The following is a 9,999-nucleotide window of genomic DNA, read 5'->3' as shown; positions in this document are numbered from 1 at the left end:
TTTGGCGTTGGCTATTATTGTTGCCATCATATTCCTTCGGTCGTTAAAGGCAAGCGCCACAATATTGATAACCATCCCGGTTACGCTGGGGTTAACGCTGATCGTTTTATATGCTGTAGGCTATACGTTAAACATAATGACGTTGGGTGCTATAGCGGCAGCCATTGGGCTAATAATTGACGATGCTATTGTGGTGGTCGAACAAATCCATCGTACACACGAAGAGCACCCGGAAGAACCTACGGTTACACTACTTTCAAAAGCCATTAATTACCTATTCCCGGCAATGGTGGGCTCGTCGGTAAGTACTATTGTGATATTTATTCCTTTTTTGTTGATGACGGGTGTTGCCGGTGCCTACTTTAAAGTAATGACCGACACCATGATCATTACCCTGGTATCATCGTTTTTTGTAACCTGGATAGGTTTGCCGGTTATCTACCTGTTACTCACCAAAAACACACAGGTGAACAGCCTTACAGCAAAAGAAGAAGCGCATGGCGTTAAAAGGCAGCGTTGGGTATCCTTTTTTATTCTGAGGCCTTTTATGAGCATCGTATTAATTTTGATACTTGTAGCGGTTATTGTAATTATCCCGGGCAGATTAGAAACCGGTTTCTTACCAGCTATGGACGAGGGAAGTATTGTACTGGACTACACCTCTCCCCCAGGCACATCATTAGAAGAAACCGACCGTATGCTGCGCGAGATTGAAAAGGTTATCATCAAAGAGCCTGATGTAGCCGCTTATTCGCGCCGTACGGGCACACAAATGGGATTTTTTATCACCGAACCAAATACCGGTGATTACCTGATACAATTAAAGAAAGGGCATACCAAAACATCCGAAGAAGTTATCAGTGACCTGCGCACGCACATTGAAAGTACTCAACCTGCCTTAAGGGTTGATTTTGGGCAGGTTATAGGCGATATGCTGGGCGACCTGATGACATCCACCCAACCCATCGAGATAAAAGTTTTTGGAGACGATCAGGCTAAGCTGCAGCAGCTATCTAAACAAGTAGCAGCTATTGTAACCAATGTAAAAGGCACTGCCGATGTTTTCGACGGAATAGTTATAGCGGGGCCATCGGTAGATATTGTGCCCGATTATACTAAGCTTGCCCAATATAACATTACACCGGCGGCTTTGCAGGTACAGGTGCAGTCGGCGCTGGAGGGTAATGTTATTGGCAATTTATTTGAGCGGGAACAGCAATCGCCTATCCGTATGGTTTACCCGGGCAATCGCTTGCAGGATGTGGCCGGCATAAAACGACTGAATTTATTTTTACCCGATGGGAGACTGATACCTATTACCCAACTGGCTAATGTAAACCTGCGTACCGGCGATGCCGAGGTGGAACGTGAGAATTTGCAGGCCATGGGTGTTATTAGTGCACGTTTAGAGAACAGTGACCTGGGCAGCGTAATACCCGCCATACAAAAAGGCATAGCCCAAAAAGTAAACTTGCCACCCGGTTATCATGTGGAATATGGCGGTGCATATGCCGAGCAGCAGCAATCGTTTAAAGAGCTGTTAATGATATTGGTTACTGCAAGCCTGCTTGTATTCGGGGTAATATTATTCCTGTTTAAACAATTCAGAATAGCCTTCCTGATATTGGTGATAGCCGTTTTAGGTATCGGCGGTAGCCTGCTGGCCTTGTTTTTAACCAATACGCCGCTTAACGTGGGCAGCTATACAGGCCTTATCATGATAGTAGGTATCATTGGCGAGAACGCCATTTTCACCTTCTGGCAATTTAGGGAAAGTGCGCGGGAAAGCAGTGTGGATGATGCCATTGTTTATTCGATATCAACCCGCCTTCGTCCAAAACTGATGACCGCGTTGGGTGCTATCATAGCGTTGATGCCTTTAGCCTTAGGAATAGGTGCAGGTGCGCAATTGCATCAGCCATTGGCTATAGCGGTTATCGGAGGTTTTTTAGCGGCGTTACCATTATTGCTAATCGTATTACCTAGTATGCTAAGGATATTTTACCGTAATCATGTTTTTGCGAAAAAGTAATTCCGCCAAAGGGATATCGCTGCTTTAAAATTGCATGGCAAAATGCAAGCCTAATATCCCATCCTGGTAAGTAGGTAATACAATAGAACTACTCTTTGGTTCTTTCTTTAATTCGGCGGGTACATCTCTGTTATTCTCTTTTTTGCGGCCGGCTTTAAAAAGCCTATTGCGTATATAAGGATAAAGCATGTAAGCAGCCTTTGCCGATAAAATACCGAAGCCGGCACCGGCAACTACGTCGCTAAACCAATGGTCGCGGTTGTAGATGCGTAAAATGCCGGTAGCGGTAGCAAACCCGTAGCCAACCGCGCTGTAGCCGATGGATCTATCACCTAACTCCTGTGCCATAAACTCGGCCCCAAGAAATGCATTAGCGCTATGTCCCGATGGGAAGGAGTAGTAATTGGAACCATCCGGGCGTAGCCGGTGCGTGACTTTCTTTAACCCGAATGTAGTCAGACTCATCATTCCTTCAGCCATAACGAAAATTATAGTACGGTCAATAAAGGTGTTTTTACCATGTATACCCACTAAATTCAATCCGTAAACTAAAGCCACAGGTGTATACTGAAAATAATCTTCGGGGTGGTGCCTAAAGTTTGGTGCATCCTCATTAATATCATTGTAAATACTGACATCGAGCCTTCTCACCGGATGGAAAAAGAAGTTACTTGCTCCGTAAGCGATCAGTACCGAAGGGGGCACCAATGCCCATGCCTTACTACGTAAATGCTTAACGGTGTCAGGGGCGGTAAAAAGATCCTTTTTAAGCGTATCAACAATATTTACCTTTTTGGTTGTGTCTGATACTTGCGCCTGCGCCGTAAAACAAATGAGACAAAATATGATATAAATAGCGTTCTTCAATGTACAAATATTAGGGGTATTTACTTTCCGATCTCGATCACATGGAATGACCCCGCGATCATGTGTGGCCGCGGATGTGCATTTTCTGCTGTTGGCGCCGTAGCTTCCATTTGCGCGGCTGGCAAAAACAGGTGATGCGTGTTCTCATCAATGCCAATGGTGCGTGCGCTTTTTTCAGTTACAATATTCTCTACAAATTCAAATTTATTAGCATTTACTTCCTTTATAACCGACATGTTGCCATCGCCATTTGAGCTATAAGCCATTTTCAGCGCCGGGTCAAATGCTACACCATCGCAATCGCCAATCTTAAATTTTGCCAGGTTTTTACCATTAGCGGCATCCATTACAACAAGCGTTGCGTTACCCCCGCAACCAATGAATAAACGATTGGTTACCCTGTCAATAGCCAGTCCGGAGGGTTCTTCGCCTTCGTTTATTTTAAAGCGATTAATAACTTTATATGTATTAGCATCAATCACTACAACCTCATTAGTGGTTTCGGAGTTTACAAATATTTTACCCTTGCCGTCAGATACACCGGTTTCCGGTTTACCACCAAGTGGAATGGTAGCAACAACTTTATCAGTAGCAGGGTCAATAACTGTTGCATCACTACTCCGTCCATTAAAGATATAAACCTTTTTGGAAAAACCGTCATAAAATATAGCATCCGGGTTTGTGCCAACATTGATCTTGCCAAGCTCGGCATTAGTTTTTAGATCGAATACGGTGCAGTTGTTGTCGCGCCCGTTGCTTGTATAGCCCTTACCAAGCGGTTTAACCAATGCAATACCGTGCACCCCATTTGTGTTTTTTATAATACCGATAGAATCGCCTGTGGCGGTACTTAAAATATTAACCTGCGAACCGTGCGATACGTAGATCTTTTTTCCGGCTGCATCAACGGTAACGTAATCCCAGCCACCACTACTTTTTATGGCATGTTTTTTTAAAATGTGTAAGCCCGTTTTAGTTTGGGCAGATGCATGGAAAGATGCAAAACCAATAATGAACAATCCAAATACTTTTAGTTTTTGAGCGTATAACATAGCTATCTTATTTTGATGCTATTTAAGATTATATTCTGTAGGAATATTGGATAAACCGATGGCCTTCCTAAAAGTAGTGTAAGAGTTATCAGGTCGGTAATTATATAAACAACATTTGATAAGAATTCATTTGTTAGTGTGGCAAATTTACATTTACTTTGCAATACAAAGTACTTTTAAATAACAGATCATGCGTATTTCTTCCACACTTGACCAATTGCATTATCAGGCAAAACAAAACAGATGGCTTAGATATTTTGCTGTTTTCAATCGTATAGCTTTAGCTGCTGGTTTTTTACCTTCGGGTTTTGTAAAAATTATGGGTGAACGATTCACAGATCTATCCGTTAATCACCCAATGGGCCATTATTTGGAAGCCCTACACCTAACGGGTTATTATTACCCATTTATTGGCGTTGTGCAAGTGACGGCAGCTATTTTATTGCTGATACCCCGAACGGCAACTCTCGGAGCAGTACTCTATTTTCCTATCATATTGAATATTTGTATTCTATCGCTTGCGGTACGTTTTGATGGCTCACTTCTTTCTTCACCTTTGATGGTGTTGGCCAATTTGTATCTTTTGTGCTGGGATTACGATAAGTTAAAATTCATTCTTCCCTTTAATCAACCTACAATTCTTCAAAAGCCGAAAGCTCTTAGTAACAAGTTTCCTACAATTTTCTTTGCCGGTGCAGCTGCAACCGTTATCATTTTAGTGCTCATCATTACAAACGTGTATAACATTATGCCCCGCAACACTTTATCAGACTGCAAGCAGCAATGTAGCAACAGCAATAATCCCGGGGCTTGCAATGTTTTCTGTAATTGTATCCATGAAAAAGGCCAATCGCTTACGAAAAGCCTGGACGAATACAACAAAGCTTTGAAAAAACCGGTGCGGATAAAGTAGACTTTTGTTGCTTTCAGACAACGGTTGGACATCGAACTAATCGCCTCTATGAAATCATTGGCTGTATCTTATTCATTAGCCATTTGGGTTGTTTGGTATTCATCAATACTACTGCAAATAGGATAAGAATAACACCTACCCATTGACGAAAGCTTACAGGTTCTTTTAGCAGTATGTGTGCCATTAACACAGAAACTGGTATTTCTACAGATGCAATAATGGCGCCCAGCCCCATACCTATAAGCGGCATTCCCCGCGTAAATAGTAATGGCGGAAGGATTGTTCCAAACAAAGAAAGAAGAAGGCCCCAGTTCAGAAATATTCTATATGAAAAATTCTGGTTTATGAATGAATGAAAAATGAGGCAAATAATGATCAACCCGCCAAGGATCATATAAAGGCTTCTTTTTAACGGCGGAAAATGAAGTTCAAGATGGTTTGATGAGTACATGGTTGCCGTGTAAGAAAGAGCGGCCATCATTCCCCAGCCAAATCCGCTCCAGTTGATGTTAACAGATCGTGTAAGCAAACTGGTAGCCAGTACTGTCCCGGCCAGGATGATAAAAACTGATACCATCTTACGTAACCCGGGCGCCTTTTTATGCAAGATCATCTCCAGGATAACACCCATCCACACCGTTTGCATTAACAACACAATTCCAACGCTTACCGTAATATATTGAACTGCCAGATAGTAGAAAATGCTGGTTAGCCCAAGGGATGTTCCCGCAACTATTAACTTAAATATACTTTTAATACCCGATGTTTTTGTTGCCGGCACCACCCCCTGTTTACGGAACACGGTTAAAATAAAGAGCCCTACAAACCCGAGGCCGAACTGCGAAAGCGTTACTTCTGCTGTACTGAACCCATCATGATATGCCATTTTTACAAAGGTTCCCAGCATCCCGTAACTGGAGGCCCCCACCGCAATAAAAATGCTTCCTTTAAGTGCTTTATTTTTCATTGTAGTTTAATTCCAGCTCAACTAAATTCCTTACATCCTGATGGGATGTATCCACCGACCTTTTAAATTCTTCCGGATCGTACGATTGTCCGTTAACCGCTATCACATGAATATTGCTGATACCTATGATATTAAATACCGTTTTTAAATAGTTGCTTTGGAAGTTCATATGTTCGTTATACTCTCCTTTTTCATATCCCTGAGCACCTCTTGAAAGCAGCAGGAACAATGTTTTATTTTCGAGCAAACCTATATATGGGTTCTGCATATTGGTTGGGTTAAACTTCCAGGTTTCATTAACCCTCAGTATCTGGTCGATATAGGCTTTGAGAGAACTTGGAATTGACCAGTTGTACATTGGGGAACCCAGCACAATAATATCAGCTTCCCGTAGTTCGGCAATATAAGTATCGCTTGTTTTTAAGGCTTCAATTTCTACTTCAGACCTTGCTGCTGCAGGTTTGAAAGCGGCATCGATCCAATTTTCGTTGACATGGGGCACATCGGTATTTCCCAATTCACGAAACCTGATAATTGAATCTGTATGGATACTTTTCCAGTGATCGATAAATACTTCAGTGAGTTTTCTACTATAAGATCTAAGCACTCTTGCGCTTGAATTAATAACTAATACTTTTTTCATTTCGATAATTTTATACAAAAATACAGGGGTGTTGGATTATATTTGTATACCAATTTACATAAAGACCACAGCCCAGATGTTACCCTACAAATCATTAATCCAAGTTGATCGGAATGCTTCTGTAACGCTATATATTCAGGTGTGCAATAGCTTTATATCATTGATCACCAATGGCACGCTACAACCTGCTGATATATTGCCAAGCTCGCGCATACTGGCAGAATTAATTGGTATTAACAGAAATACGGTAAAGTTGGCCTATGAAGAACTGATCAGTCAGGGTTGGGCTGAATCTGTTGAGCGCAAGGGAGTGTTTGTACTTTCCAAGTTGCCTATACGTTCCAAAACTATTTTACCGGTGGCCAATAAAAATGACAGCCCTCAGGAGGCTTTCATATGGACTAATAATTTTGAAAATGCGATACCCAGCGAGAATCTTCAAAAAACCGTTCTCGCTATTGATGATGGCTTTCCTGATGTACGCCTGGCACCTGTAGATGTACTTATGCGCGAATATCGAAGTCTTTCCAGGAGATTTCATGGGAGAAACTTTCTGAAATATGGTAGCTCTAAGGGATCAGAGCATCTTCGGGCCTCTGTTAGCAACTACCTTTCTAATAGCAGGGGCCTGGTTGTTTCTGCCGAAAATATTATAATTACGAAAGGCAGCCAAATGGGGATCTACTTAGCAGCGCAACTGTTGTTAAATCCTTCTGATAATATAGCAGTCGGAATTTCAAATTACGGTTTTGCAGATGATACTTTCAGCTATGCTGCCGCGAACCTGCTGCGGGTACCTGTTGATCACAATGGTATGGATGTTGATCATCTGGAAGAGATTTTACAGCATAAAAAAATAAAGGCGGTATATATTGTACCGCACCATCACTTTCCTACAACGGTGACCATGAGTATGGAGCGGCGGTTAAAATTATTAAATCTCGCCAAAGAATACCGTTTCGCGATCATCGAAGACGATTATGATTTTGATTTTCACTATGATAATAAACCCTACCTGCCATTGGCGAGTATTGATCACAACCACAATGTAATCTACATTGGTTCGATCTCGAAAACCTTTGCCCCTGCTTTGCGAATTGGGTTTATGGTGGGGTCTTTAGCATTTATTGAAGCTGCAGCCTCATTAAGAGAGCTGATAGACAAACAGGGCGACACCCTGTTGGAAGAGGCTTTTGCTGTGCTGTTTGACGATGGTGAAATGGAAAGGCATTTTAGGAAGTCGTTAAAAATTTATAAGCAGCGCAGGAACATGTTTTGCCAGATACTCAAATCCGACTTTAATGATGAGATAGAATTCAAAATCCCGGAGGGAGGGCTGGCGGTATGGTCAACTTTTGATAAAAAGATAGATCTGATCAAAGTGTCTGAAGATGCCTTAAAAAAAGGACTTTATATTGGCAATGGAAATTTTTATAAGAACGAGTCCTTTTCAACCAACGCGCTTAGAATGGGCTTTGCTTCACTTGAAGAAAAAGAGATGGTGGAAGCGCTCGGGATCCTGAAAAGGATAGTGCATTAAGTTTGCTGGGCTATCCTTTATCTTGTAGCTGGTATATTTAGTACCCATATCATTGCTCTAATTTTGTGTGAAATAATTTTTAAGAAAATGAAAACACGAATTAAGATTGACAAAGTTGAGCCGGCCGGATATAAAGCTATTCTTGGATTGGAGAAATTTATTGAAAGTACGCCGTTGACAAGAGAACATAAAGACCTGATTAAAATTAGATCTTCGCAAATAAACGGATGTGCTTTTTGTATTGATATGCACACTAAAGAAGCCCGGAAGGCCGGCGAAACAGAACAGCGTATTTACGCCTTAAATGCCTGGCGCGATACTCCGTTTTTTTCAGAAGAAGAACGGGCAATATTGGCTCTGACCGAGGAAGTTACTTTAATTAATAATCATGTAGCAGATGATACCTATGAGCAAGCAGCTAAAGTGTTGGAGGAAACCTACCTGGCACAAGTGATCTTAGCAATTATTACTATTAATGCATGGAACAGAATTGGCATCGCAACCAACCTAATGCCAGCATAAGTGTTGGTGCAGGAAATTAATAATGAAAGCCCTCGATTAGAGGGCTTTGCTTTTATATTTATGGGCGATAGTTACCATATTAAATTAAACGGAGTTACCACTAATACTACGGCCAACCAAGTTACGCTGATGTTAAAACCCGGTGTAAATACCATTGCCGTAAGCACCGATAAAGATTGCCAGGGCGTTATTGATAAAACCATAACTATAGGTGAGGCCATTACGCTTTTTCCTAATCCGTTCATCAATCAAGTAAACCTTAATTTGGGTAACAGTGTGATAAAAAACGCTACCGTAAAGGTTTACGATACTTTTACCAAAACGGTATATAGCAAACAATATACAAACCAGTTGGGCACCGTTCAGATAGACCTGTCGAGACTTATACCCGGCACATATGTTATTAATGTAATAACCGACGGCAAGCAAAATACGCACAAAATAATTAAGCAATAAGATGAGCAGTATAAAACCAATGGTCCTATTTTCAAAAAATAAAAACCTGATAAGTAATGACTTAATGATTATCAGTAAGTTATAAGTTTTGAGTTACAAATAGGTCACAGATTCGACCCATTTTCAGGACGAAACCGATGTGGAAAAGTTGTCGTTTTCTCAGTCATTTAATCATTAACGTAATATAAATCAAAAATTAATTGATAATAAAACATTGGCAAACAAATCGGTTAAAGGGCAAGGCAACAATCCTCTTAAAAACAGGTTGTTAGTTGCCAGATAGCTCTATTCATATTTTACTAATTTTTGGGGATCAAAAAAGTGGTTCATCGGGCCGTGACCTTCTCCGGCTTTTACATCCTTGCCGTGCTCAATAGCATTTTGAACATATATTTTACTTTTCGATATGCACGTGTTCAGATCATTGCCCAATGCAATGAAAGATGCAATAGCAGATGACAGGCTGCATCCTGTTCCATGAGTGTTGACGGTATCAATAGCTATTGACCTAAAAATACGCTCATCGCCATTTTTATCCAGGTAAACATCATACAGGTCAGGTCCTTTTAAATGCCCCCCTTTTATCAATACCGCATAACAACCATATTGCATAATCTGCAAAGCTGCCTTTTTCATATCGCCAACAGTATGGATTTCCATTTCTGCGAGTATAGATGCCTCGTCCAAATTCGGGGTAACCATTTTGGCTAATGGAAAGAGTTCTTCCTTCAAAGTTTCTACGGTATCGTTTGCGATCAGGAGGTCGCCGCTGGTAGCTACCATTACCGGGTCGAAAACGACCGATATGCCCGGATATTCCCTTAATACCGAAGCAATACCGATGGCCAGCTCCGCGCTCTGCACCATACCTATTTTAATAGCGGATGGTTTTAAATCATCCATAACTGCTTTTATCTGCGCTTTTACAAACTCAACGGGAATGGAATGGATACCACTAACGCCTAACGTGTTTTGTGCTGTAACAGCGGTAATTGCTGTAGTACCGT

Annotated in this window: 10 protein-coding genes; 5 read left to right on the top strand and 5 right to left on the bottom strand. The window is 41.4% G+C overall.

The features are described from left to right. Positions 1 to 2,032: efflux RND transporter permease subunit (locus JWQ85_RS18700; protein WP_299470649.1), on the top strand; the 2,032-nt coding region annotated here is incomplete at its 5' end. 24 nt (positions 2,033 to 2,056) lie between these two features. On the opposite strand, the gene JWQ85_RS18695 is transcribed toward JWQ85_RS18700, so the two are convergent. Both JWQ85_RS18695 and JWQ85_RS18690 read right to left on the bottom strand, forming a co-directional pair. Next, positions 2,057 to 2,899 carry a phosphatase PAP2 family protein gene (locus JWQ85_RS18695; protein ID WP_299470647.1) on the bottom strand — a complete coding sequence of 281 codons (843 nt, stop codon included), beginning with the start codon at positions 2,897 to 2,899 and terminating at the stop codon, positions 2,057 to 2,059. 20 nt (positions 2,900 to 2,919) lie between these two features. Further along, positions 2,920 to 3,951, bottom strand: a complete 1,032-nt coding sequence (locus JWQ85_RS18690) for a YncE family protein (RefSeq protein WP_299470645.1) — start codon at positions 3,949 to 3,951, stop codon at positions 2,920 to 2,922. A gap of 190 nt (positions 3,952 to 4,141) precedes the next feature. On the opposite strand from JWQ85_RS18690, the gene JWQ85_RS18685 reads away from it, so the two are divergent. Next, the gene (locus JWQ85_RS18685) at positions 4,142 to 4,864 is read left to right on the top strand and encodes a DoxX family protein (RefSeq protein WP_299470643.1); all 723 of its coding nucleotides are present in this window, start codon (positions 4,142 to 4,144) and stop codon (positions 4,862 to 4,864) included. Positions 4,865 to 4,910: 46 nt separating this feature from the next. Here JWQ85_RS18685 and JWQ85_RS18680 read toward each other — a convergent pair whose 3' ends face one another. Together JWQ85_RS18680 and JWQ85_RS18675 are read right to left on the bottom strand one after the other, a co-directional pair. Continuing rightward, positions 4,911 to 5,831 carry a DMT family transporter gene (locus JWQ85_RS18680; RefSeq protein ID WP_299470641.1) on the bottom strand — a complete coding sequence of 307 codons (921 nt, stop codon included), beginning with the start codon at positions 5,829 to 5,831 and terminating at the stop codon, positions 4,911 to 4,913. After that, the gene (locus JWQ85_RS18675; protein ID WP_299470639.1) at positions 5,821 to 6,474 is read right to left on the bottom strand and encodes an NAD(P)H-dependent oxidoreductase; all 654 of its coding nucleotides are present in this window, start codon (positions 6,472 to 6,474) and stop codon (positions 5,821 to 5,823) included. Before JWQ85_RS18675 ends, JWQ85_RS18680 begins: the two co-directional genes overlap by 11 nt. A 76-nt stretch (positions 6,475 to 6,550) precedes the next feature. Between JWQ85_RS18675 and JWQ85_RS18670 the strand changes: the two genes are divergently transcribed. The 3 genes from JWQ85_RS18670 (at position 6,551) to JWQ85_RS18660 (ending at position 8,992) form a co-directional block, all read left to right on the top strand. After that, positions 6,551 to 8,014 carry a PLP-dependent aminotransferase family protein gene (locus JWQ85_RS18670; protein WP_299470637.1) on the top strand — a complete coding sequence of 488 codons (1,464 nt, stop codon included), beginning with the start codon at positions 6,551 to 6,553 and terminating at the stop codon, positions 8,012 to 8,014. 87 nt (positions 8,015 to 8,101) lie between these two features. Beyond that, positions 8,102 to 8,536, top strand: coding sequence for a carboxymuconolactone decarboxylase family protein (locus JWQ85_RS18665; protein WP_299470635.1), 435 nt, complete (start codon positions 8,102 to 8,104; stop codon positions 8,534 to 8,536). 60 nt (positions 8,537 to 8,596) lie between these two features. Next, positions 8,597 to 8,992, top strand: coding sequence for a T9SS type A sorting domain-containing protein (locus JWQ85_RS18660; RefSeq protein ID WP_299470633.1), 396 nt, complete (start codon positions 8,597 to 8,599; stop codon positions 8,990 to 8,992). A 285-nt stretch (positions 8,993 to 9,277) separates the two neighbouring features. Here the strand turns inward: JWQ85_RS18660 and thiD are convergent. After that, positions 9,278 to 9,999: bifunctional hydroxymethylpyrimidine kinase/phosphomethylpyrimidine kinase (gene thiD, locus JWQ85_RS18655; protein ID WP_299470631.1), on the bottom strand; the 722-nt coding region annotated here is incomplete at its 5' end.

The organism is Mucilaginibacter sp. (assembly GCF_028288105.1).
Lineage (GTDB): Bacteria > Bacteroidota > Bacteroidia > Sphingobacteriales > Sphingobacteriaceae > Mucilaginibacter.
The sequence above is the reverse complement of the archived record's forward strand: the minus strand, read 5'-3'. Positions and strand labels throughout refer to the sequence as shown.

Excerpts from the sequence above, each read along its gene's own strand:
- JWQ85_RS18660 (WP_299470633.1), top strand. The coding sequence starts at position 8,597 with ATGGGCGATAGTTACCATATTAAATTAAACGGAGTTACCACTAATACT.
- JWQ85_RS18675 (WP_299470639.1), bottom strand. The coding sequence starts at position 6,474 with ATGAAAAAAGTATTAGTTATTAATTCAAGCGCAAGAGTGCTTAGATCT.
- JWQ85_RS18690 (WP_299470645.1), bottom strand. The coding sequence starts at position 3,951 with ATGTTATACGCTCAAAAACTAAAAGTATTTGGATTGTTCATTATTGGT.
- JWQ85_RS18680 (WP_299470641.1), bottom strand. The coding sequence starts at position 5,831 with ATGAAAAATAAAGCACTTAAAGGAAGCATTTTTATTGCGGTGGGGGCC.
- JWQ85_RS18665 (WP_299470635.1), top strand. The coding sequence starts at position 8,102 with ATGAAAACACGAATTAAGATTGACAAAGTTGAGCCGGCCGGATATAAA.
- JWQ85_RS18670 (WP_299470637.1), top strand. The coding sequence starts at position 6,551 with ATGTTACCCTACAAATCATTAATCCAAGTTGATCGGAATGCTTCTGTA.
- JWQ85_RS18685 (WP_299470643.1), top strand. The coding sequence starts at position 4,142 with ATGCGTATTTCTTCCACACTTGACCAATTGCATTATCAGGCAAAACAA.